The 22497-nt window shown below is 32.0% G+C and carries 24 protein-coding genes; 19 read left to right on the top strand and 5 right to left on the bottom strand.

Features of this window, described 5'->3' with window-relative positions:
- The first annotated feature begins 105 nt into the window (after positions 1-105).
- The 4 genes from gcvH (at position 106) to D1816_RS12805 (ending at position 2600) form a co-directional block, all read left to right on the top strand.
- Entirely contained in the window at positions 106-486 is a 381-nt protein-coding gene (gene gcvH / locus D1816_RS12820) for a glycine cleavage system protein GcvH (protein WP_118503310.1), read from the top strand.
- Positions 476-865, top strand: coding sequence for a VanZ family protein (locus D1816_RS12815; protein ID WP_158597697.1), 390 nt, complete (start codon positions 476-478; stop codon positions 863-865). Before gcvH ends, D1816_RS12815 begins: the two co-directional genes overlap by 11 nt.
- 159 nt (positions 866-1024) lie before the next feature.
- The gene (locus tag D1816_RS12810) at positions 1025-1750 is read left to right on the top strand and encodes an energy transducer TonB (RefSeq protein ID WP_066317305.1); all 726 of its coding nucleotides are present in this window, start codon (positions 1025-1027) and stop codon (positions 1748-1750) included.
- Positions 1751-1856: 106 nt separating this feature from the next.
- A complete protein-coding gene (locus tag D1816_RS12805; protein WP_158597698.1) occupies positions 1857-2600 on the top strand; it encodes an energy transducer TonB in 744 nt (247 codons plus the stop codon).
- Positions 2601-2665: 65 nt separating this feature from the next.
- On the opposite strand, the gene D1816_RS12800 is transcribed toward D1816_RS12805, so the two are convergent.
- Entirely contained in the window at positions 2666-3535 is an 870-nt protein-coding gene (locus D1816_RS12800) for an MBL fold metallo-hydrolase (RefSeq protein WP_118503303.1), read from the bottom strand.
- A 321-nt stretch (positions 3536-3856) separates the two neighbouring features.
- On the opposite strand from D1816_RS12800, the gene cyoE reads away from it, so the two are divergent.
- The 15 genes from cyoE (at position 3857) to tsaB (ending at position 17480) form a co-directional block, all read left to right on the top strand.
- Positions 3857-4759: a heme o synthase gene (gene cyoE / locus D1816_RS12795; RefSeq protein WP_118506256.1), complete on the top strand. Its 903-nt coding sequence runs from the start codon at positions 3857-3859 to the stop codon at positions 4757-4759.
- A complete protein-coding gene (locus D1816_RS12790) occupies positions 4750-5331 on the top strand; it encodes a cytochrome c oxidase subunit 3 (RefSeq protein WP_118503301.1) in 582 nt (193 codons plus the stop codon). The genes cyoE and D1816_RS12790 overlap by 10 nt, the downstream gene beginning before the upstream one ends.
- Positions 5332-5470: 139 nt before the next feature.
- The gene (locus tag D1816_RS12785; RefSeq protein ID WP_066317296.1) at positions 5471-6454 is read left to right on the top strand and encodes a cytochrome c oxidase subunit 3; all 984 of its coding nucleotides are present in this window, start codon (positions 5471-5473) and stop codon (positions 6452-6454) included.
- A 21-nt stretch (positions 6455-6475) separates the two neighbouring features.
- On the top strand, positions 6476-6835 hold the full coding sequence (locus D1816_RS12780) for a cytochrome C oxidase subunit IV family protein (protein ID WP_066317294.1): 360 nt from the start codon (positions 6476-6478) through the stop codon (positions 6833-6835).
- 147 nt (positions 6836-6982) lie between these two features.
- The gene (locus tag D1816_RS12775) at positions 6983-7639 is read left to right on the top strand and encodes a hypothetical protein (RefSeq protein WP_066317292.1); all 657 of its coding nucleotides are present in this window, start codon (positions 6983-6985) and stop codon (positions 7637-7639) included.
- Between the two features lie 66 nt (positions 7640-7705).
- Positions 7706-8440, top strand: a complete 735-nt coding sequence (locus D1816_RS12770) for an SCO family protein (protein WP_066317290.1) — start codon at positions 7706-7708, stop codon at positions 8438-8440.
- Complete coding sequence (locus D1816_RS12765; RefSeq protein WP_066317286.1) at positions 8433-8975, top strand: DUF420 domain-containing protein; 543 nt, start codon at positions 8433-8435, stop codon at positions 8973-8975. Before D1816_RS12770 ends, D1816_RS12765 begins: the two co-directional genes overlap by 8 nt.
- A gap of 32 nt (positions 8976-9007) precedes the next feature.
- Positions 9008-9238, top strand: a complete 231-nt coding sequence (locus tag D1816_RS12760) for a hypothetical protein (RefSeq protein WP_118503299.1) — start codon at positions 9008-9010, stop codon at positions 9236-9238.
- Positions 9239-9458: 220 nt separating this feature from the next.
- Complete coding sequence (locus tag D1816_RS12755) at positions 9459-10160, top strand: ABC transporter ATP-binding protein (protein ID WP_066317282.1); 702 nt, start codon at positions 9459-9461, stop codon at positions 10158-10160.
- Entirely contained in the window at positions 10153-11382 is a 1230-nt protein-coding gene (locus tag D1816_RS12750) for an ABC transporter permease (protein ID WP_066317280.1), read from the top strand. The genes D1816_RS12755 and D1816_RS12750 overlap by 8 nt, the downstream gene beginning before the upstream one ends.
- Positions 11383-11398: 16 nt before the next feature.
- Positions 11399-12661 (top strand): ABC transporter permease, encoded by a 1263-nt coding sequence (locus D1816_RS12745; RefSeq protein WP_066317278.1) that lies wholly within the window; start codon positions 11399-11401, stop codon positions 12659-12661.
- 29 nt (positions 12662-12690) lie between these two features.
- Complete coding sequence (locus D1816_RS12740; RefSeq protein WP_066317276.1) at positions 12691-13812, top strand: efflux RND transporter periplasmic adaptor subunit; 1122 nt, start codon at positions 12691-12693, stop codon at positions 13810-13812.
- Positions 13813-13951: 139 nt separating this feature from the next.
- Positions 13952-15400, top strand: a complete 1449-nt coding sequence (locus tag D1816_RS12735; protein ID WP_066317274.1) for a TolC family protein — start codon at positions 13952-13954, stop codon at positions 15398-15400.
- An 88-nt stretch (positions 15401-15488) separates the two neighbouring features.
- Positions 15489-16766 (top strand): efflux RND transporter periplasmic adaptor subunit, encoded by a 1278-nt coding sequence (locus tag D1816_RS12730; RefSeq protein WP_118503297.1) that lies wholly within the window; start codon positions 15489-15491, stop codon positions 16764-16766.
- A 48-nt stretch (positions 16767-16814) separates the two neighbouring features.
- Positions 16815-17480, top strand: coding sequence for a tRNA (adenosine(37)-N6)-threonylcarbamoyltransferase complex dimerization subunit type 1 TsaB (gene tsaB / locus D1816_RS12725; RefSeq protein ID WP_066317265.1), 666 nt, complete (start codon positions 16815-16817; stop codon positions 17478-17480).
- Here tsaB and D1816_RS12720 read toward each other — a convergent pair.
- The 4 genes from D1816_RS12720 to D1816_RS12705 all read right to left on the bottom strand — a co-directional run bounded on the left by D1816_RS12720 (position 17434) and on the right by D1816_RS12705 (position 22388).
- On the bottom strand, positions 17434-18141 hold the full coding sequence (locus D1816_RS12720; RefSeq protein ID WP_066317263.1) for a hypothetical protein: 708 nt from the start codon (positions 18139-18141) through the stop codon (positions 17434-17436). The genes tsaB and D1816_RS12720 overlap by 47 nt on opposite strands.
- Positions 18142-18372: 231 nt before the next feature.
- A complete protein-coding gene (locus tag D1816_RS12715; protein ID WP_147405017.1) occupies positions 18373-19074 on the bottom strand; it encodes a hypothetical protein in 702 nt (233 codons plus the stop codon).
- A gap of 293 nt (positions 19075-19367) precedes the next feature.
- Positions 19368-20075, bottom strand: a complete 708-nt coding sequence (locus D1816_RS12710) for a hypothetical protein (RefSeq protein WP_066317258.1) — start codon at positions 20073-20075, stop codon at positions 19368-19370.
- Between the two features lie 279 nt (positions 20076-20354).
- On the bottom strand, positions 20355-22388 hold the full coding sequence (locus D1816_RS12705; RefSeq protein ID WP_118503295.1) for a thioredoxin domain-containing protein: 2034 nt from the start codon (positions 22386-22388) through the stop codon (positions 20355-20357).
- Between the last annotated feature and the right edge of the window lie 109 nt (positions 22389-22497).

Genomic DNA, 22497 nt, shown 5'->3' with positions numbered 1-22497 from the left:
ACAATTGTTTTTTGATAATTTTTTAATGGGTTTTCTTAAAATTCAATAAAATAGAATTATTTTCGTCAGCATAAAGAAAATAAGAACTCATAAATACTTTTTTAGATGAATATTCCTTCAGAATTAAAATATACAAAAGACCACGAGTGGATCAAAATAGATGGTGATATCGCAACTGTGGGTATAACCGATTTCGCACAAGGTGAATTAGGAGATATAGTTTATGTTGAGGTAGAAACTGTTGGTGAAGAACTAGATCAAGAAGAAGTTTTTGGTACCGTAGAAGCTGTTAAAACGGTTTCTGATTTATTTTTGCCATTAACAGGAGAGATAGTTGAATTTAATGAAACGTTAGAGGGTGATCCTGAACTTGTAAACAGCGATCCTTATGGAGAGGGTTGGATGGTTAAAATAAAAATAGCTGATACTTCTCAAATAGACGGTTTATTATCGGCAGATGGTTATAAAGAGGTTATTGGGGCATAAGTTCCTACTGGCAGTACTACTTGTATATAGTACTTTAATTACTTGGGCATCATTAGCACGATTAATTATTCCATTCAAAGTCGGAGTACAAGGAAGTGATAAGATAGGACATTTTGTTGCTTACCTCATTTTTACAATTGTTTGGTTTGCTTTTTTGTTTTTTTCAAAAAAAAGAAAAGAAACCTTTAAGCAAAGTATTGTTAAAAGTGCAATTATTTGCTTTTTATACGGGGTACTAATGGAATTGTTACAAACATTACTAACGAATTATCGTAGTTCAGAATGGTATGATGTTTTAGCTAATACAAGCGGTATAGTTTTTGCTGTTGTTTTATTGAAAATATTTGAAAATAAATTGATTAGGATCAAAGAAAAGTAGATTTTAATTTCTTAAGTGAATCTCATAAATCAATTTTCAAGTATGCATAACAGATGTTATAAACGTTAAAAATCAAATTTTTCGTTTTACATTTTGATGTTTAGTTGGAAATTACAAAAGAATTTAGCTATTTTAGCAATCCTATAACATAACAATAATATGGAATCGAAGAAAAATCCAAAAGCAGATTTAACTAGAAGAAGTACCTTGTTTCTTCAACTAGGGCTTATTTTAGTTCTATTTTTAACATGGAGAGGTATAGAATGGAAAACCTATGATAGAAGTAATATCGACATAGGTCAGGTGAATCTTGATGAGTTAGAAGAAGAAGATGTTCCGATTACTCAGAATTTGAACACACCTCCTCCACCTCCACCTCCACCACCTGCGCCAGAAATTATTGATGTAGTAGAAGATGAAGAAGAAGTAGAGGAAACTATTATTGAGTCTACTGAAACTAATCAGGAAGAAGAAATTGTAGAAGTTGAAGAGGTAGAAGATGTAGAAGAAGAAGAAGTTATCTCTGATGTACCATTTGCAGTTATAGAAAATGTGCCAATTTTTCCAGGATGTGAAAAAGCAGGTAACAATAATGCGAAAAAGAAATGTATGAGTGATAAGGTTAAAAAGTTTGTTAACCGTAAGTTTAATACAGAATTAGGTAACGAGTTAGGTCTGTCGGGTGTAAATAGAATCTATGTAAGATTTAAAATTGATAGATCGGGTAATATTGTTGGAGTGCAGGCAAGAGGTCCGCATCCAAGACTAGAAAAAGAAGCTCAAAGAGTTGTAAAGTTATTGCCTAAAATGACTCCAGGAAAACAAAGAGGTAAAGCAGTAGGTGTATTATATTCTTTACCAATAGTTTTTCAAGTACAAGACTAAAACAAAGTACGTTATATATCAAAATCCCGCCACATTTCTGTGAGCGGGATTTTTTTTTGGTATGCTTGTTGATTCAGTTTCAATTGTAACGTTAAAACTAAATATCATGAGTAACAAGCACGATGCTAATGTACGAAAAAGTACATTGGTGAATTTCCAGATTGGACTTATTGCAAGTCTACTATTTACCTATTTTATGTTTGAAGTGTATACTGCGGTTCCTGTCCTCGATAAACAAGAGCCAATAGTGGAAGTAGATGATTCTTATGTGTGGGATGGAGCCTTTGAAGTGTATCAAGAGCCCAAACCAAAAGTAGTAGCTGTAAAACAAACAAAACCTCCTGTTGAGCCTCAAGAGTTTAAAGTTATTGATAACACTGCTGTTATTAATAAAGTTACTGAGGAGTTCAAGAATGTTCAGCCTACAGAGACTTCTGCACCTGCATCGCCAGATGATATTGAAGATTTGGTGCCAGAGGAAAAAATTGGACCGCATGACTTTAAAAAAGTAGAATTTGTTCCTATTTTTCCTGGATGTGAAAAGCTGGCAACTAACAAAGAAAGAGCTACTTGTTTTTCTAAAAAAGTGGGTAAAATCGTAGCAAGAAAATTTAACACAGGTTTGGGCGAACGATATGGTTTAAGTGGTTTGCAAAAAATCTATACACAGTTTGATGTGAATCAAGAAGGAGAGGTAACTAATATTAGAGTGCGTGCATCGCATCCAAAATTAGAAGAAGAAGCAAGACGAGTTATTAATTTGTTTCCGCAAATGACGCCAGGAAAACAGAGAGATAGAAACGTAACTGTAAAGTATCAATTGCCGATAGTGTTTAAAATACAAGGGTAAAGAAAAAAAGCCTGCTAGCGATTAAACTAGTAGGCTTTTTAAATTAACACTCATTTTTAAATTCTTTATTTCGTAAGACTTAAGTATATGGTTTGTCGTATTCGTTCTGAATTAATAAAACCATCTCCGAAACCTTTTGCATCATAAGCCGAAGTTAGCGCTGTATTGTTTTTTACTTCCTCTTCAGATTTACCGGCATCGACTTCTTTTTTAATAGTGTTTGTGATCGTTTTAAGCATTGTCAAAAAGCTTTCTAGATCTTTTTTGGTTGCTAAAGCTCCGTGTCCAGGAATGATTTTAGTGTCAGAATTTGCAATCATAAGCGCTTTTTCAGAAGCTTTAATATATCCTTGGATACTTCCTCCAGAATTTAAATCTATATATGGATAACGACCATTAAAAAATGTGTCCCCCATATGTAATACATTTCCATTAGCAAAATAAATAATAGCATCTCCATCGGTATGTGCATTGTGAACATGAAATGCATTAATATTTTCGTTTTCAAAATATAACTGAAGCCCTTCATCAAATGTTATTACAGGCAAAGATTTAGGGTTAAATTTTCCTTTCTCTTTTTGATTTTTTTCTATTCTTGATCTTACATTTTTTTGCGCAAAAATTGTAGCTCCTTGATTTGCCATGTTTTCGTTACCTCCAGTATGATCTCCATGAAAATGTGTGTTGGCAACCATCGTTATTGGTTGGTCACTAATCGTTTTAAGTTTTGTAAGTATCTTGTCTGATAGTCTTGCAAATTGATCATCGATAATAAATAAACCCTTTTCGTTTTTTAAGACTCCTATATTACCCCCTTGTCCAGTAAGCATATAGATATCTTTAGAGATTAAGTCTAAGGTGATTGTAACTTCTTTTTTTTGTGCATTTGAGATAAAATAGCACAGTAATAGCACAAAAAGTACAAGGTTTTTCATTGCGTATTAGTTTGTTGTTTGTGTTTTAGATCGTTTTAGTCGATAATAAAACGCAGAAATAACATATTGTTAATGAGAATCTTTTTTAAACGGAATTATCAAAATCACTTGCGATTTAAGGATAAGTCTGTTAAAAGGTGAATAATACCTGATTATTAGTTGTCTAAAATGCTTTTAAGGTATATCTTTGCACGACTTTTGAAAAAGGCAGTTTTTGAAAAAATTACAGAGTTATTAGTACTGTACTATAACAATAGAGAATAAATGCTTTATGTGTTTTCAAAAGAGGAATACCAAAAAATTGATGAAAACGTGCAAGATTTGAGCGTAACCCAAATTAATACTGCAAAAGTTTCTGTTATTCAGGATTTTAAAGAAATCACTAAGATGCGTTTGGCCCTTAGTGTAGTTTTTTCTTCTGTCGCCGGATATTTATTAGGTGTTGAAGTAATCTCTTGGAGTACACTTTTGTTACTTACTGTAGGTGGATATTGTATGGTTGGAGCGTCAAATGCTTTTAACCAAATAATCGAAAGGGATTTAGATAAGTTGATGGATCGAACTAAAGATAGGCCGATCCCATCAGGAAGAATGTCGGTTAATACAGCTTTTATAATAGCTGCTATTTTTACAATTATTGGTATTACGGTACTGTATACCATAAACCCTAAAACGGCTATGTTTGGGGCAATTTCGATATTTATTTATGTTAGTTTGTATACACCTTTAAAAACAAAAACTCCTTTGTCTGTTTTTGTAGGGGCAATTCCCGGAGCAATTCCATTTATGCTGGGTTGGGTAGCAGCAACCAATGATTTTGGGATAGAACCAGGAACTCTTTTTATGGTGCAATTTTTTTGGCAATTCCCCCATTTTTGGGCAATAGGATGGTTTTTGTATGATGACTATAAAAAAGGAGGCTTTTTTATGCTTCCAACAGGTAAAAAAGATAAAGGAACAGCAGTACAAGTATTAATTTACACTATTTGGACGGTTGTAACGTCTTTAATTCCTGTTTTTGGAGTTACAGGAGATCTTTATCTTACTCCGGTTTCAGGGGTGATATTATTGATTCTGGGGGCAGTTCTGTTGCGATCGGCAATTCGATTGTATAAAATAAGAGATGCTAAAACCGCTAAACAATTAATGTTGATGAGTGTCCTGTATATTACATTGTTACAGGTTATTTATGTTGCAGATAAATTTATTAGAGTATGGATTTAACACAAGGGACAACACAAGAAAAAGTTGATAGAGCTAAAAAAACCATGATGTGGTTTGCTATGATAAGTATGGCAATGGTTTTTGCGGGACTTACTAGTGCATATGTTGTAAGTAAATCTAGAAAGGATTGGCAAACAGATTTAGTTTTTCCTGAAGCATTTATATATAGTATCCTCGTAATTATCGCTAGTAGTGTAACATTTTATATGGTGAAGAAGGCTATTGAGCAAAATAAGCGAGGTTTAGCAACCGTATTGTTGTTGTCAACATTGGGACTTGGTATTCTCTTTGTGATTTTACAATTCGAAGGCTTTAGTGATATTATTAATCAAGGCTATCATTTCACAGGGCCAACATCAAATATTGTTTCTACTTTTATGTTTATCATAGTGGTAACACACCTTGCACATATCTTTGGAGGACTCATTGTGCTTTTAGTTGTAATTTATAATCATTTTAAACAAAAATATAAAACAGGACAAACACTAGGATTAGAACTAGGTGCTATGTATTGGCATTTTGTTGATTTTCTGTGGGTTTATCTCTTTTTGTTTTTGTATTTCATCAGATAAGAAATTATAATAGTAGGTATACTAAAAAAAGGATTACTTATTTGAATCACATTTGACTTAATTAAAAAATAAAATTGAGCAGGTGAAATAATAAAATTGATTATTTTTGTGGAAAATTTAACAATACCAAATTCTTTATATGGACACAGCTGTTGCTAAAACGGGTACAGAAGATAAAACTTGGGGTGGTGGTAATGAGCCGCTAAAAGCAAGTTACGGTAAGATGATGATGTGGTTTTTTATCGTTTCTGATGCGCTTACATTTTCAGGGTTTCTTGCCGCATATGGTTTTTCAAGATTTAAATTTATTGATTCATGGCCGATTGCCGATCAAGTATTTAATCACTTTCCATTTTTACATGGGGTAGATGCTCCTATGTATTATGTAGCTTTAATGACATTTATATTAATATTTTCTTCGGTAACAATGGTACTGGCTGTTGATGCTGGTCATCATATGAAACAGAAGAAAGTTATTTTTTACATGTTCTTAACTATTATTGGTGGAGCTATTTTTGTAGGATCACAAGCTTGGGAGTGGAAAAACTTTATTAAAGGTGAGTATGGGGCTATAGAAACTAAAGGAGGTCAGATTTTACAGTTTGTAGATACAGACGGACATAGAGTGGCTCTTGCTGATATTGCGATTTTTGATGCACATAAAAATAGAGTGCAACACGAAAACAAAAATGGTATCTGGTACGAAAACGAAGCTACATTACCAACATATACAATTGATGAAATAAGAAAAGGTTTTGCTAAGCGAAATGATGTAGTTATAAGAACTCAAGTACTTACCGAAAAAGGAGAAAAAACGATACTGAGTAGAGAAGAGTCATTAAAAAGACTGCAAAACGATGCTATTGGTATTGTAGAAGGTGCAAATCTAGTACATAACGAATATGGTACACCATTGTTTGCTAACTTCTTCTTCTTTATAACAGGTTTTCATGGTTTTCACGTATTATCTGGTGTGATTATTAATATTATCATCTTTATTAACGTAATTCTGGGAACATATGAGAAAAGAAAGAACTACGAGATGGTTGAGAAGGTTGGTTTATACTGGCACTTTGTAGATTTAGTATGGGTATTTGTATTTACATTTTTCTACCTGGTTTAATAAATAAAAGATAAGCATAACATGGCACACGATATAGCACATCACGAATCCAACACAGGAAAAATATGGAAAGTGTTTATTCTTCTTTCTGTAGTGACGATAGTAGAAGTAATATTAGGGATAATAAAACCAACTTTTTTAATTGAGACTACTTTTATAAGTATGAAATTATTAAACTGGATTTTTATCATCTTAACAATATATAAAGCGTATTATATTACATGGTCTTTCATGCATATGGAAGGAGAGACTAAGGGGCTAAGAAGAGCTGTAGTATGGACTGCAATTTTCTTAATCTGTTACCTTATTTTCATTCTTCTTACAGAAGGAGATTATGTATTTGAGGTATTTAAAGCAGGTCATAAAAGCTGGGATTTTTAATTCTCATTTTTATACGTTAAAAGCATTGTAAAAAGACGGTTTTTAAACCGTCTTTTTTTATTTTTGCACAATTGGTTTTTACGCATTTTTTATAGCCATATAAAAGTGAATTTTCTAAATACTAAATAGAAATAAAGCTACTTGTAAATGAAAAAATTTCTTGTACTCGGTATATTGTTTGTTCTGCCTTTAGTAGCATACTTATTCTTTGCTTCGGGAGTACACAACTTTGCCAAACTTCCCGTCATAAATAGTTCAATAGGAAATCTCAAAGATTTCGAATCACCAAATAAAAAAGAAATTACCTTTAAAGATAAGATCACAGTCCTGGGTTTTTTAGGCAAGGATATTTATAATAAACAGGGTAATGCTTTTAATCTTAATCAAAAGATTTACAAAAAGAATCACGGATTTCAGGACTTTCAGTTTGTTATGGTACTTCCTTTCGGAAGCGAAGCTGCGGCAACGAAGCTATTAAACGAGTTGGATGATATCGCCGATGTATCTGGGTGGAATTTTGTTTATGGCACCCCAGAGAGCATAAAGAAATTGTTTGATAGCCTTAAGACCCCTCATAAATTAGATGCTAATCTAGCAACACAATATGTGTACATAATTGATAAAAATGCCAGTTTAAGAGGTAGAGACGGAACATTAGAAGAGGATGAGCCCAAAAAAGTATTCGGATACGATGCAAGTTCTGTTGCCGATTTGGCAAATGTAATGACAGATGATATTAAAGTAGTTCTTGCAGAATATCGTTTGGCTCTTAAAAAGTATAAAGCGGATCGCAAAGAAAAATAAAACAATGAATTTCCTTTTTTAAAAAGGATTAAGTTGTGTAAACCCTGTCTTGAATTGTTTAGTGTTATGAAAAAATATTCTTATGTTGGTATATCATTTATCGTATTAATTTTTGGAATTATATTTATTCCTAAAATTGTAAATCGAGTTAAAGGGTCATCGATTGTGAAAAATGATAGAATGAGCGCTAGTAACCCTGTTGCCAATGAAAAGCTAGCTTATATAAAATTAAATGATACGCCTAAAAAAGTACCCGAGTTTGCTTTTTTAAATCAAGATAGCCTTCTTATTACTAATCATGATTATTTAGGTAAAGTGTATGTTGCTGAGTTTTTCTTCACGAGTTGCCCTACAATATGTCCCAAAATGAGTAGAAACCTAGTGTACTTACAAAACCAATTATTAGATAGTAAAGACTTTGGAGTTGCTTCATTTACAATCAATCCAAAATTTGATACTCCCGGAAGATTAAAAAAATACGCCGAGAATTATAAAGTAACCAATCCAGATTGGCATTTTTTGACAGGGGATAGAGAGCAGATTTATGACCTTGCTAATGCTGGGTTTAATATTTATGCAGCAGAGAATGCAGATGTGCCTGGAGGATTTGAGCATAATGGTTATTTTGCTTTAATTGATCAACAAGGGTATGTTAGATCTAGGTATGATGCTTCTGGGAATCCTATAATTTATTATAGAGGAACTATTGCTGTTGATGAGAAAATAGATGATGATGGAGAAGAAGAACAAATAACTATTTTATTAGAGGATATTAAAAAATTATTAAAAAAGAATGAGTAACACATCAGAAGTTGAGCAAAAATATAATAAGTGGATAATAGTGCTGTCTATTGCTATTCCTTTAGCTGTAGCTATATTATTTGGTGTTAATTTAAGAAAATTAGGTTTTGATGTAGAACCATTAAGATTTTTACCGCCAATTTATGCTTCTATAAATGGTTTAACAGCTGTTATTCTTATTGCCGCACTATGGGCGGTAAAAAACAAAAAGATAGCATTGCATGAAAGATTAATGAAAATAGCGATCTCATGTTCGGTACTTTTCTTAGTTATGTATGTTGCATATCATATGACTAGTGATTCTACAGTCTTCGGAGGAGAAGGAGCTATTCGATATATCTATTACTTTATTCTTATTACACATATTATATTATCTATAGTAGTTATTCCCTTTGTGTTAATTACATATGTTAGAGCATTAGCAAAGCGGTTTGATAGGCATAAGAAAATAGCAAGGATAACTTTTCCAATCTGGTTATATGTAGCAATCACTGGTGTTGTTGTATACTTGATGATTTCTCCGTATTATGTTTAACGAAGCATAAGGTTAATTTAATTAAGACTAGTATGAAAACCAAAGCGATATATGTATTCATCTTTTTGTTACTTCTTGCTATTCCAGCAGAAGCACAATGTGCTATGTGTAGAGCAGTCTTAGAGAGTGAAGAAGGTCAGGAAACCGCAAAAGGAATTAATAATGGAATAGTATATCTAATGATAGTTCCTTATATTTTAATAGGGGTAGTTGGGTATCTTATTTATAAAAATAAGAAGAAATCAACACCTCTTAACGATTAATGTTCCTAGAATAATTAAATTTTTAACATTTTCATAACAATAAAGATTGTAACAAAAATGTGATACTGTTAGTCTTATGTAACAAGACGATGCTAACCAATCACAATATCCTAGTAGGGAAAACTAGAAAATCAATCAAAAATAGTATAATTGAATAGTTAGTGGGTCTCAATTTTATTGAGGTATAGCTTTTATGCCTCGAACATCTTAATCAAATGTTATGATTGAAATTAAAGACTTGCACAAATCGTATCAAATGGGAAGCAATTCGCTTCACGTTCTCAAAGGAATAGATTTTAGTGTTAAAGAAGGAGAATTAGTGGCTATTATGGGGTCATCAGGTTCTGGAAAATCTACATTACTAAATATTTTAGGAATGCTAGATGAAGCAGATACAGGAAGCTATTTCTTAGATAATGTTCCTATTAAAGGATTAAATGAAACCAAAGCGGCTCAATATCGTAATAAGTTCTTAGGGTTTGTTTTTCAATCTTTTAATTTGATCAACTATAAAACCGCTTTAGAAAATGTAGCACTACCTCTTTACTACCAGAGAAAAAAACGTAAAGAAAGAACAGAAAAAGCAATAGAATATTTAGGTAAAGTTGGTTTGGCAGAATGGGCGACACATTTGCCAAGTGAGCTTTCAGGTGGTCAAAAACAACGAGTTGCTATAGCAAGAGCATTAGCTGCAGATCCTAAAGTTTTATTAGCAGATGAACCTACAGGAGCATTGGATAGTAAAACCTCTTATGAAGTTATGGATATTATTCAAGGTATCAATGACGAAGGAAAAACAATATTAGTGGTAACTCATGAGCCTGATATTGCAGATATGTGTAAACGTATTGTACACCTAAAAGATGGTGTTATTGTAGAAGATAAAAAAGTAGAACAAGTTAGAGCTTCGCAATATGTTTGATAGAGATAGGTGGCAAGAAATATTTGAAGCTATTGGTAAAAATAAGTTGCGAACTTTTCTTTCAGGATTTACTGTAGCATTGGGAATTTTAATTTTTACGGTTCTTCTTGGATTGGGAAACGGATTGCTTAATAGCTTCTTAAGTAGCTTCGTTGATGATGCCCAAAATATAATTTTTATTAGAGCTGGTAGAACTTCAAAAGCATATAAAGGCTTTCAGGAAAATAGAAAAATTCAATTCGAAAATGAAGATTTTGAATTTATTAATACGAACTATAAAGGAAAAGTAGAATATTCTACCCCAAGAATTTATCGTAATGGACAAGCAAAATACAAGAAAGAATCTGGTAGTTATACAATAATAGCTGTAAATCCCGAACATCAGTATCTAGAAAAAACTATCATGATGAAGGGTAGATATATCAATGAAAATGATATTATTGATAAGACCAAAAATATTGCAATAGGTAGGCTAGTAGAGAAAGATCTTTTTAAAAATGAAGATGCTCTAGGTAAATCTTTAGATATAGATGGAATAGCTTATAAAATTGTCGGTGTTTTTCAAGATAGTGGAGGAGATAATGAAGAGAGAATTATTTGTATGCCCTATAAAACAGTACAATTGCTTTTTGGAAACAATGAAAAATTGGACCAAATTAACTTAACATATAATATGGCTATGAATACAGAACAGGCCATAGCGTTTTCTAAGCAAATTGAAGAGGATTTTAAGAAAAAATTCGATGTAGCTCCAGATGATCAAAGTGCAATCAGAGTAAGAAGTTTTGCCGAAGGTATTAAGGAGACCATGGTGATTTTAGGAGGAATTTATCTCGTTATTTTTGTTGTAGGTATTGGTACACTTATTTCAGGTATTATTGGTATAGGTAATATTATGACATTTAGTATTAAAGAAAGAACTAAAGAACTAGGGATTCGAAAAGCTTTGGGTGCTTCACCTAGATCTATCATAGCAATGGTGCTTCAAGAATCTGTTTTAATTACTTCGGTTGCTGGCTATATAGGTTTAATATTAGGAATGCTATCATTGCGTTTAATCGGTAATAATCTAGAAGAATTTTTTATACTCAACCCCAAAGTAGAAACAGGAGTTATTGTTGTGGCTACAATTACATTAATATTTTCAGGATTAATAGCAGGATATATTCCGGCAAGAAGAGCGGCAAAAATAAAACCCATAATTGCACTTAGAGACGAATAACTAAAAACATGATCAGATGAAATTTATATTCGAAAGAGATACATGGCAAGAAATATACGGAGCTATTCGCAAGAATAAAGTAAGAACTATCATTACGGTTATTGGTGTGACATGGGGAGTTTTTTTATTTGTGATTCTTCTTGGGTTGGCAAAAGGACTGGATAATAGTTTTAGAAGTCAATTTAATGATTTTGCAACCAATACAATGTTTCTTTGGGGACAGCAAACAAGTATTCCTAACGAAGGTTTTAAAAGAGGAAGAAGAATGCAGCTTACTTTGGATGATGTTGATGCTTTAAAATCTCAAGTTACAGATATAGAATATATAGCACCTCGTAATGTAACAGGAAGATGGGGAACTCCTCCAGGGCAATTTGTACGAGGTTCTAAATCAGGAGCATTCCAAGTTTTTGGCGATTACCCGACTATAGATAAAGTGTCGAAGAAAAAAATGTTTGATGGAGGTAGGTTTATTAATGAAGAAGATATTAAATACGAGCGTAAAGTATGTGTTATCGGAGAAGATATATACAAGCAATTTTATGACAAAGATGAAAGCGCTATCGGAGATTTTGTGAAAATTAACGGAATCTATTTCAAAGTTATAGGAGTGTATAAACCAACACAACAAGGTTTTGAAGGAGATGATTCTATTTTTCTTCCATTCACGACATTTCAAACCATCTTTAATCAAGGAAAAAATATCTCTTGGATGGTAATTACTGCAAAATCTGATAAGAATATTGTAAATACAGAGGTCACTATAAAAAGTGCTCTTAAACGCATACATAATGTGCACCCAGACGATAATCAGGCCTTTGGTAGTTTTAATTTAGGAGAAGAAGTGGCTAAAGTAAGTGGTTTTTTATCAGGAATGAGATTAATCACATATATCGTTGGTATTGCTACCCTTATTGCAGGTGTTATAGCTATCGGTAATGTATTATTAATAACCGTTAAAGAACGTACTCGAGAAATAGGCGTTCGAAGAGCATTGGGAGCTACGCCAGCAGAAGTTAGAGGGCAAATAATGCTAGAATCAATCTTATTAACGTTTATCGCAGGGCTTATCGGTTTCGTATTTGGCACACTAGTACTATGGGCAATTAATACTGCGGTAGGAACCAATGAAGATATCCCAATATTAAATCCTACGGTAGATTTCTTTGCTGTAGTAGGGGCATTGTTATCTATAGTTTTATTAGGAACATTAATAGGGCTTATTCCGGCTCAAAAAGCAGTAAGTATAAAACCAATCGAAGCGTTAAGAGAAGAATAAAGTAATAACCAGAATAATCATCAATCAAAATGAAAAAGATTTTTAAAATTTTATTAGTTGTAGTTTTTATAGCCTTACTCGGTTTTTCGGGCAAGTACCTTATAGACTCTAACAGTAAATCACCCATAATTTTTACCACAGAAAAGGCATTTAAGACATCTATTGAAGAGAAAACTGTTGCTACTGGAAAAGTTATACCAGAAGATGAAGTAGAGATAAAACCACAGGTTTCGGGAATAATCGAGAAGATTTATGTTAAAGAAGGAGATGCAATAAAAACAGGAGATTTAATAGCAAAGGTAAAAGTAGTTCCAAACGAGCAAGCTTTAAATAGTGCGCGAGGACGTGTTCAAAATGCACAAATTAGTTTAGCTAATGCCCAGCAGGATTTTAATAGAAATAAAGCGCTGTTTGATAAAGGAGTAATATCTACGCAGGATTTTCAGAATGTAAAATTGCGTTATGATCAGGCAGAACAAGAAGTTAAGAATGCAAGAAATGATTTGCAAATCATTAGACAAGGATCAACAGGTGGTGCACAAGCAATTACAAATGTTAGAGCTTCTGTTGCTGGTACAATATTAGAAATTCCGGTAGAAAAAGGTGATCAGGTTATCCAAAGTAATAATTTTAATGATGGTACTACTGTTGCAACCATAGCCGATCTTACTAAAATGATTTTTGAAGGAAAAGTGGATGAAGCAGAGGTTAGTAAGCTTAAAATTAATATGCCGTTAAAAGTTAGTTTAGGAGCAATTAGAGATAAAGAATTTGATGCAAAATTAAAGTTTATAGCGCCAAAGGGTAATGAAGAGCAAGGAGCTGTTCAGTTTAAAATAGAAGGAGAAGTGTTTCTGGACGATTCTTATTTTGTAAGAGCAGGGTATAGTGCTAATGCTTCAATCGTATTGGACACTAAAAATGATATCCTTGCGATAAAAGAAGCGCTATTGCAGTTCGATAAAGATACAGAAGATCCATATGTAGAAGTTAAAATTGGTGATCAAGAGTTTAAGAGAAAAGATATAGAAATTGGCTTATCTGATGGGATTAATGTTGAAATACTGTCTGGATTAACAGAAGAAGATGAAATTAAAGTTTGGAATAAGACAGAGCCAATTAAAAAAGAACCTGAAACAGCACAAGACTAGTAACACATAATCATTTAGACTGTTTTATGCTAAATGATAGTGTGTTATATATGTCGTTTTGTAGCATCTTTTAAAATAAAAAAACTTTTTTTTAAAAATATCTGTAACATCATCAAGTAATAATATACTTATAGACATTATGAGAATAAAAATTTTAACTTTATTAATTGGGCTTATTGGAGTTTTGGGGACTCAGGCACAAGAAAAGCAATGGACATTACGTGAATGTCTAGAGTACGCTATAGAAAATAATATTACCATTAAACAATCTGCACTTAATTTACAAGCTGCAGAGTTAGATAAAAGTGATGCATTTGGTAATTTCTTACCTACTGTTAATGCTTCAGGTTCAAATTTTTGGAGCTCTGGTTTAGCTCTTGACCCAATTACAAACCAAAATAGAACATTAACATTTAGAAGTTCTTCATATAGAGTAGATGTTGGTTTAAATTTATTTGATGGGCTTAGAAATGTAAGACGTTTCCAAAGAGCAAAACTTAATAGTTTATTAGCACAATATAATTTAGGAAAATCAAAGGATGACATAGCCTTGTTTATTGCAAATGGGTACTTACAAATACTACTTAATAGAGAATCTTTAAAAGTAGTAGAAAAGCAACATGATATTACTCTAGAGCAGTTAAAAAGAACTAAGGAGCTTGTCGATGCAGGTGTTTTACCACAAGGGGATTTATTAGAGATAGAAGCGACTTCTGCCGATGAATTAACAAGAATCGTTCAAGCAGAAAATTCTGTGCAAATCTCATTAATAAGTTTAGCGCAAGCATTGTTAATTAAAGATTATGAAAACTTTGATATTGCAGAACAAGAATATTTAGTACCTGGAGCAGAGATGTTAGGCAAACCAATTAATGAGGTAATTGCAAAGGCAAGAGAATCTAGATATGAGGTTCAGATAGCAGAACAAAATAAATTAATTGCCGAAAAAGATTTACAAATTGCACGTGGGGCATATTATCCTACTTTAAATGCGGGGTTTAATTACAATACTAGAGAATCTGGCGCAAGACCAATTGATAGAATTCTTGATCCAGATAATCCTTTTGATATTGTTCCTATTGGTACTGTTCAGAGTACAGGAGAAACAGTATTAGGTCAGGATCCTAATATTATTTCGGTAGAGTCGTCAAGACGTCCGTTTTTTAAACAGTTGTATGATAACGACGGGATCTCTTATGGCCTATCTCTTAGTATTCCCGTATTCAATGGGTTTTCAGTTAGAAATAGTGTCAAGAGAAGTAAGATCAATGTAAAGAGGACAGAATTTCAACTTGAACAAGCAGAGTTAGATCTTGATAGTAACATATATCAAGCCTATCTTGATGCTAAAGGTGCTGCCGAAGCTTATGAAGCATCTCTTGTATCTGTTAAAGCTCAAGAAAGAGCGTATGAGTATGCAAAGGATCGTTATGATGTAGGATTAACTAATGCATTTGATTTCAGTCAGTCAAAATTTAGATTAGAGAACGCACAGAGTCAGGAAGTAAGAAATAAATTTGATTATATTTTTAAATTAAAAGTATTAGAACTTTACTTCGGAGTTAAAATTGCGGATATTAAACTATAGTAAGGCCTAAACTTCCATTTTCTGACTGTTATGGCTTTCTCTAGTAAAAAGATTGTATTTTCACATACAGCAGAACTTAAAGTACGTTATGAATAGAAAAACATTACTCATTGTATTAAGTGTAGTTATACTCTCTATAGTACTACTTATTTATGGAAAAAAAGCCGGTTGGTTTGGTAAGAGTGGTAATTTTAAGGAGGTATCAACTACAGTTATAGAAAAAATAGATATCGTCGAAACTGTTTCTGCTACTGGTAAAATTCAACCAGAAGTAGAGGTTAAACTTTCATCAGAAGTATCTGGGGAAATTATTGAATTACCAATAAAAGAAGGTCAACAGGTACAAAAAGGTGATCTTTTAGTACGAATTAATCCTGATATCATTCAATCCGGTTTAAATAGATCACAAGCCGCTTTAGAAAATGTAAAAGCTGGTTTGCAACAAGCAGAAGCAAGCCTTAAAGAAGCTAAACTAAGTTATGATCGTAATAAAGGATTATTTGAGAGAGGTGTGATTTCAAAGGCAGATTGGGATAGAGCTGTATCAGCATATGAAGTTGCCGAAGCTGCTAAGCAATCCGCTTTTTATAGTGTTAAAAGTGCACGAGCGACAGTAAATGAAGCTAAAGATAACCTAGATAGAACAACTATTTATGCTCCAATGAATGGTACAATTTCTAAACTATCTGTTGAGCTAGGTGAGCGCGTTGTAGGTACGCAGCAAATGGCGGGTACAGAGATTGTAAGAGTTGCTAATCTTAGTAATATGGAGGTAGAAGTTGATGTAAATGAAAATGATATAGTTAAGATTTCTATAGGAGATTCTACTTTAGTAGAAGTAGATGCCTATTTAAAAAAAGAGTTTAAAGGCTTGGTGACAGAAATTGCAAATTCTGCAGAAAATACAATCAGTGCTGATCAAGTCACCAATTTTAAAGTCAAAGTGCGTATTCTTGAAGAATCTTATAGCGATTTGACTAAAGATAAACCAGAAAGTTATTCACCATTTCGTCCAGGAATGACAGCAACAGTTGATGTAATTACCAATAAAAGAGAAAAGGTAATAGGTGTGCCTATAAGTGCTATTGTTATAAAAAATGATACTTCTAGTGTTCGCAAAACTGTCAATAAGGAAAAAACGACAAATAATTCTGACAAGAAATTTGAGTGTGTGTTTATCAAAGATGGTGAAGATGCGAAACTAAAGGTAATTGAGACAGGAATACAAGACGACGGTAATATTGAAATTACTAATGGATTAGATGTAGGAGATGAGGTTATTACTGGGCCTTATAATGTAGTTACAAAAACACTTAAAAATGGAGATAAGGTTACTCTAGAGAGTAAAGAGAAGTCTGATAAATAGTTTCTGGATTATAGAAGAAACCCCTAAATTTGCATAAATTTTTTATGAATGGCCTATATCCTTTGTGTAGAAACCTCAACTACAAACTGTTCTGTTGCACTAACTTATAATGACGAGGTAATTGCCTTAGCAGAAGATTACGATGCAAAATATTCACATGCAGAACGATTACATAACTTTATGGCCGAAATCATTAAGGATAAAGCACTATCTTTTAAAGATATCTCGGCTATAGCGATTAGCAAAGGTCCAGGATCATATACTGGTTTAAGAATTGGTGTTTCTGCAGCAAAAGGATTATGTTATGCACTGGATATTCCGTTAATTTCTATACCAACATTACAATCTCTTGCTATGCAGGTTAAAAGTGATGAAGAAGAGAGCTACATTGTTTCTATGATCGATGCAAGAAGAATGGAAGTATATGCTGCTGTTTTTTCAAATACCTATGAACAATTAAGAGAAACAAGAGCCGAAATCCTAACGGAAGATTCTTTTAAAGAATATTTAGACAAAAACAGTGTTTATTTTATTGGAAATGGAGTAGAAAAATTTTCTGAAATTTGTAAGCATGAGAATGCAATATTTATTCAGAACAAATTACCTTCTGCTCAAGAGATGGCACAGATAGCATATGAAAAATTCTTAAAGAAAGATAGTGAAGATGTTAGTTATTTTGAACCCTATTATTTAAAAGATTTTGTGGCTGGTTAGCCGTATTATTCTTTAAAATACTATAATGTTTTACTAGTTTGATTAAATCTTCTTCTTTTTTAAGACGAAGTTTTTCTTTCTTTATAAATTCTTTTAACTCATCAGATTTATCTTGAAAAGTTATAAGTATTTCTTTTTTATTTGTTGGTAATGATACTATGATACCATCTTGTTCTAAGAAAAATATCGTTTCAAGTTTAATTTTTCCTGATGTCATAGAACTTCCTGTCATTGGATCCTTTTCTTTAGGCTCAGTTATCTTTAGATCATGTTTTTTGTAGACACTATACGTATCTGTTTTGTCTATGGGAGTGTAATATCCGTGTCGTAATTGACCTTTATGAGTTTTGAAATTACAATAACGATATTCTTCACTATCAATGTAGGCATAAATAGAAGAGTTTTTAATGACTTCATACGACTTTGGGCCTTCTTTGTATTCAAGAACATCACTGTAGACATTATGTCTTAGGTTTACGTAATATGTACCCGATTTTTCATCAATAATTCTAGCTTCTGAATATTTTTCATTGCTATAAATAGAGCCGTTATATTTTAATAATTCTGCTACTTTACCAGTTGGTTCTGCCATTTCTCTAGAAAATTGAGAAAATACTACAGGAGATACTATGAAAAATAATATTTTGACAACTGTTTTCATGACTACTTATTTTTATTGTAATGAATAGATACGCCATTCTAAAGCATAGGTAAAAGAACCTGTAACTTTATAGCGTATTATATGTTATTTTGATTTATAGCATCCAATTGAATACCCAACTCAATTAATTAATGTTACATCAAAATAATATCCACAACAAAATCACCACCGAAAAATTGTAAGTGGTAATAAGTATTAAGGGCTAAAAAAAGTATGAGATAACATTTTTTATTAATCTCTTCTGAGGGTATTGCTTAGTAAACTTTGCGAAGCATTATTTTCAGTACTTTTAAGAGCATTATATCGTGCAACAAATCGAATTAGGTCTTCCTCCTTTTTTAAACGTATTTTTTCCTTTTTTAAGTATTTTTTTAACTCACTTTCTTTGTCACTAAAAGTTACAAGTATATCTTTTTTGTCTAATGGTAATTGCATTACTACGCCTGCTTCTTCTATATAATATGTAGAATGCATTTTAAGTTTTCCAACTTCATCAATTTTCTTAATTAAATTGTGAGAAGGTTCAACAATATCAATAGTTAAACGTTTGTAAATACGATATTTATCATTTAACTCCACTAATATGTAGTAACCATCACGGTCAAGACCTCTTTGGTTTTTAAAATTGCAATAGTAAAAATAGTCACCATCTATTCTGGCATGTATTGTTGTACTTTTCTTAATTTCATATAATTTAGAATTTCTGCTAAATTCTAAGCCATCAGTATAAATGTTATATCTTAGTTTGGCATCAAAAGTTCCAGATTTTTCGTCTACAACACTTGATTCTTTATACCTTGATTTTAAATACATAGAACCTTCATACTCATCAAAAGATGTAATTCTAGGAATTGGTTTAAGCAGATCTATGGGTAATTGAGCAAATAATCCTGATGATATCATCAGGGATAATAATAGTAATGTTTTTCTCATATATTAAGATTTGGATTTGCTAAAATTAGAATATCAGAAGCTTAAATACAATGAGAATGTTTATTTGATAATATTTTTATTAAATTTTTATTATAATGCTATTCTTTTTTGATTATCCGAGGTAAATACGCTTTTTTTATGAGATATTCACATAATAATTAAAGGGTAAAACCCTATTCAAGCTAGTGTGTAAAGCATAAAAACCTCTAAAACATGTGATTAACATCGTTTTAAAGGTTTGTGTCTAATGAAATAGGGGTAATTTAAATTTTAAGAAGATTGATTAGTATAAATTACCTATTGCCATCTGCAGTACTTAGAAGACTTCTGTTTTGAGAAGTTTCATCACTTTTTAAGGCATTGTACCTTGCTACTAATCGGATTAAATCATCTTCTTTACGAACACGTATTTTTCCTTTTTTGATGTATTCCTTTAGTTCATTTTGTTTATCACTAAATGTCGCAAGAAGTCCTTTCTTATTCATAGGTAATTCCATGATGATTCCGGATTCTTCGATATAATAGGTGGTAATCGTTTTTACATTTCCAGGTGCAGTTATACCACTGCTTACGGGACCTTTTTCTTCAGGATCTGTTATGTCAAGAGTTAACCTTTTATAAATTCGATATTGATCGGTTAATTCTATCAATATATAATATCCATCTCTGTTAAGACCTCTTTGATTTTTGAAATTACAATAGTAAAAATAGTCTCCGTCGATTCTGGCATGAATTGTTGGGGTCTTTGCTAATTCATAAATACCTGAATTAGAAGAATGCATTATAGCATCATCTAAAATATTGTATTTCAATTTTGCATCATAAGAACTTGACTTTTCATCTATTACGCTCGACTCTTTAAAACGAGATTTCATATAAATACTTCCGTCGTATTCATCATAAGTATAATTTTCCTTTGATGGAATTAAAAGATTTTTGGGTAATTGAGCAAATGAAATAGTGGTTGTTATTAAGAATAGGATAAGTAATGTTTTTCTCATAATTTCATTGATTTGGATATGACAAATTTAATAAAATCACGTTTTGTATGAAATTAATATGTTTTTTTGTGTTAATTTTTACGAAATTGATAATACATTGCCGAGAACAATTGAATTATTCAGAACAAAAACGTCATTTTAACACAAAATTCACATAGAATTTTTATGGTAAAACCGTATTTTTTGATGATTTTTAACTATAAAATGTTTGTTTTCATCGTTTTATGGTAGTTTTTTCTTGACGAAACTTGGATTCTTTTTTCGTTTTTTCTTAAAAAATTAACGAAGTAATTCTATTGCTTTTGAAGTTTCATTAACAGGAAATTTACATGCATTATTTACACATACATAAAATAAGGTTTCATCTTCTACAAATCTATTTTTTAGAAGAGGACTTTCAGAATCAAGAGTACTACCTGCTAGAAGTTTATTGGGTATATAGGTCTTGTTTATTTCTTGTATTTTTTCCTTAGCATCGGTGCCAACGATTACAAGCTCATAAAAGTCGTACGAATAATTTAACATTAAATCCAACCAATTCGAATATCCAGAAGCATAGGCTTCTATTTGTGGCTTGATATTATGTAGCATTTGCTGACTTATATTTTTATAATTGGATTCATCGAAATAATGAGATAATAAAAATAAGTTTTTGGCCATAATAGAGTTTGATGCAGGAATCACATTGTCACTTGATTCTATTGTTCTGGCGATTAGTTCAGGATCTTCATCTGATGTAAAATAAAATATATTTTTTTCTTTATCAAAAAAATGTGTTATCGCATATTCTGTAAGATTTTTGGAGATGTCCAACCACTGTTGATCCGAAGTGTTTTGATACAATGCTATAAATGCATCTATAACCGAGGCGTAATCTTCTAAATAACCATTAACCGTACTTTTACCTTCTTTGTAATTATGAAATAGAGAAGCATCTTTTTTAAGTTGGTTTTCTTTTATAAAGTGTGCGTTCTTTAAGGCAGTAGTCAAGAAATCTTTTTCTCCGAATACTCTATATGCATCTACATAGGCCTTTATCATAAGAGCATTCCATGAGGTTAATGTTTTATCATCTAGTCTTGGTTTGGATCTTTTTTCACGTTCTTCTGCAAGAGTCTTTTTCCATTGCTCTAATTTTTCTACTAGTGTTTTATTATCAATACTGTTTTTATTGCAGAATTCAATATCACTATCTTTTCTTATCAAGACATAGTTTTCTTTTTCCCAGAATCCATATGTGTCTACATTATAATATTTAGAAAAAAGTTCATAGTCATCTTTTAAAAGTGTTTTAAGTTCTTTTTTTGTCCAAACATAAAAAGCACCTTCTTCTAATTCATCATTTGGTGTTTTACTATCTGCGTCTAACGATGAATAAAAGGCCCCTTGTTTATTAGTCAATTCATTAGCAACAAAATCCAAAGTTTCATAAACTACTTTTTTATACCAAGGGTCTTTGGTAACTAAATATGCATCAGCATAAAGGCTAACTAATTGTGCATTATCGTATAGCATTTTTTCAAAGTGGGGTACATGCCATTTATCATCGGTAGAATATCTTGCAAAACCACCACCAACATGATCATAAACACCACCAAAAGAAATCTTTGTTAATGTGTTTTTTACATACTCTAATAACTCATCATCTCCACTTTGATGAGCATACCTAAGTAAGAAATGATAGTTGTTGGGCATCATGAATTTAGGGACTCGTTTTGTGCCTCCTTTTTGATGATCAAAGTTTTTACTCCAAGTCTTTACAGCCGTAGCCACAAAATCTTTTTCAAAACTAATTTCATCGGTATTTACTTCAATAATATCTACTTCTTTTATTCCTTGTTCCAGTTTTTCAGCATATTCTAATAATTTTTCAGGCTGCTTTTCATATAGACCAGATATTTGTTTAAGAGCATCTACCCAATTTCCTTTAGGAAAATAAGTGCCTCCCCAAACAGGTCTTCCGTCAGGTAATGTGATTGCGTTAAGCGGCCATCCACCACTACCAGTCATTAACTGTACAGCATTCATATACACTTGATCAATATCTGGACGTTCTTCGCGATCGACTTTTATACTTACGAAATTAGTATTCATAATTTCGGCTACTTCAGGATCTTCAAAACTTTCATGTTCCATTACATGACACCAATGGCAAGCAGCATAGCCAATACTTACAATGATAAGTTTATTTTCATCTTTGGCTTGCTTAAGTGCTTTAGGCCCCCAAGGCTTCCAATTTACGGGATTATGAGCATGTTGCAGTAAATATGGACTTGTTTCATGAGCTAAGTCATTGGTATATGCATGTTCCATAGAAGGTTTGTTTTGACTTGTGCATTGTGTAAAGAGGAATGCGATGATGATAAAAAACGAATATTTCACTGGAGTAACTTTTTTATAATGTCTAAAAATATAAAAAGCA

This window comes from Aquimarina sp. AD10 (assembly GCF_003443715.1).
GTDB classification, from domain to species: Bacteria; Bacteroidota; Bacteroidia; order Flavobacteriales; family Flavobacteriaceae; genus Aquimarina; species Aquimarina aggregata.
The sequence above is the reverse complement of the archived record's forward strand: the minus strand, read 5'-3'. Positions and strand labels throughout refer to the sequence as shown.

Excerpts from the sequence above, each read along its gene's own strand:
- gcvH (WP_118503310.1), top strand. The coding sequence starts at position 106 with ATGAATATTCCTTCAGAATTAAAATATACAAAAGACCACGAGTGGATC.
- D1816_RS12810 (WP_066317305.1), top strand. The coding sequence starts at position 1,025 with ATGGAATCGAAGAAAAATCCAAAAGCAGATTTAACTAGAAGAAGTACC.
- D1816_RS12805 (WP_158597698.1), top strand. The coding sequence starts at position 1,857 with ATGAGTAACAAGCACGATGCTAATGTACGAAAAAGTACATTGGTGAAT.
- D1816_RS12800 (WP_118503303.1), bottom strand. The coding sequence starts at position 3,535 with ATGAAAAACCTTGTACTTTTTGTGCTATTACTGTGCTATTTTATCTCA.
- D1816_RS12790 (WP_118503301.1), top strand. The coding sequence starts at position 4,750 with ATGGATTTAACACAAGGGACAACACAAGAAAAAGTTGATAGAGCTAAA.
- D1816_RS12785 (WP_066317296.1), top strand. The coding sequence starts at position 5,471 with ATGGACACAGCTGTTGCTAAAACGGGTACAGAAGATAAAACTTGGGGT.
- D1816_RS12780 (WP_066317294.1), top strand. The coding sequence starts at position 6,476 with ATGGCACACGATATAGCACATCACGAATCCAACACAGGAAAAATATGG.
- D1816_RS12775 (WP_066317292.1), top strand. The coding sequence starts at position 6,983 with ATGAAAAAATTTCTTGTACTCGGTATATTGTTTGTTCTGCCTTTAGTA.
- D1816_RS12770 (WP_066317290.1), top strand. The coding sequence starts at position 7,706 with ATGAAAAAATATTCTTATGTTGGTATATCATTTATCGTATTAATTTTT.
- D1816_RS12765 (WP_066317286.1), top strand. The coding sequence starts at position 8,433 with ATGAGTAACACATCAGAAGTTGAGCAAAAATATAATAAGTGGATAATA.
- D1816_RS12760 (WP_118503299.1), top strand. The coding sequence starts at position 9,008 with ATGAAAACCAAAGCGATATATGTATTCATCTTTTTGTTACTTCTTGCT.
- D1816_RS12755 (WP_066317282.1), top strand. The coding sequence starts at position 9,459 with ATGATTGAAATTAAAGACTTGCACAAATCGTATCAAATGGGAAGCAAT.
- D1816_RS12750 (WP_066317280.1), top strand. The coding sequence starts at position 10,153 with ATGTTTGATAGAGATAGGTGGCAAGAAATATTTGAAGCTATTGGTAAA.
- D1816_RS12745 (WP_066317278.1), top strand. The coding sequence starts at position 11,399 with ATGAAATTTATATTCGAAAGAGATACATGGCAAGAAATATACGGAGCT.
- D1816_RS12740 (WP_066317276.1), top strand. The coding sequence starts at position 12,691 with ATGAAAAAGATTTTTAAAATTTTATTAGTTGTAGTTTTTATAGCCTTA.
- D1816_RS12735 (WP_066317274.1), top strand. The coding sequence starts at position 13,952 with ATGAGAATAAAAATTTTAACTTTATTAATTGGGCTTATTGGAGTTTTG.
- D1816_RS12730 (WP_118503297.1), top strand. The coding sequence starts at position 15,489 with ATGAATAGAAAAACATTACTCATTGTATTAAGTGTAGTTATACTCTCT.
- tsaB (WP_066317265.1), top strand. The coding sequence starts at position 16,815 with ATGGCCTATATCCTTTGTGTAGAAACCTCAACTACAAACTGTTCTGTT.
- D1816_RS12720 (WP_066317263.1), bottom strand. The coding sequence starts at position 18,141 with ATGAAAACAGTTGTCAAAATATTATTTTTCATAGTATCTCCTGTAGTA.
- D1816_RS12715 (WP_147405017.1), bottom strand. The coding sequence starts at position 19,074 with ATGAGAAAAACATTACTATTATTATCCCTGATGATATCATCAGGATTA.
- D1816_RS12710 (WP_066317258.1), bottom strand. The coding sequence starts at position 20,075 with ATGAGAAAAACATTACTTATCCTATTCTTAATAACAACCACTATTTCA.
- D1816_RS12705 (WP_118503295.1), bottom strand. The coding sequence starts at position 22,388 with ATGGAACATGCATATACCAATGACTTAGCTCATGAAACAAGTCCATAT.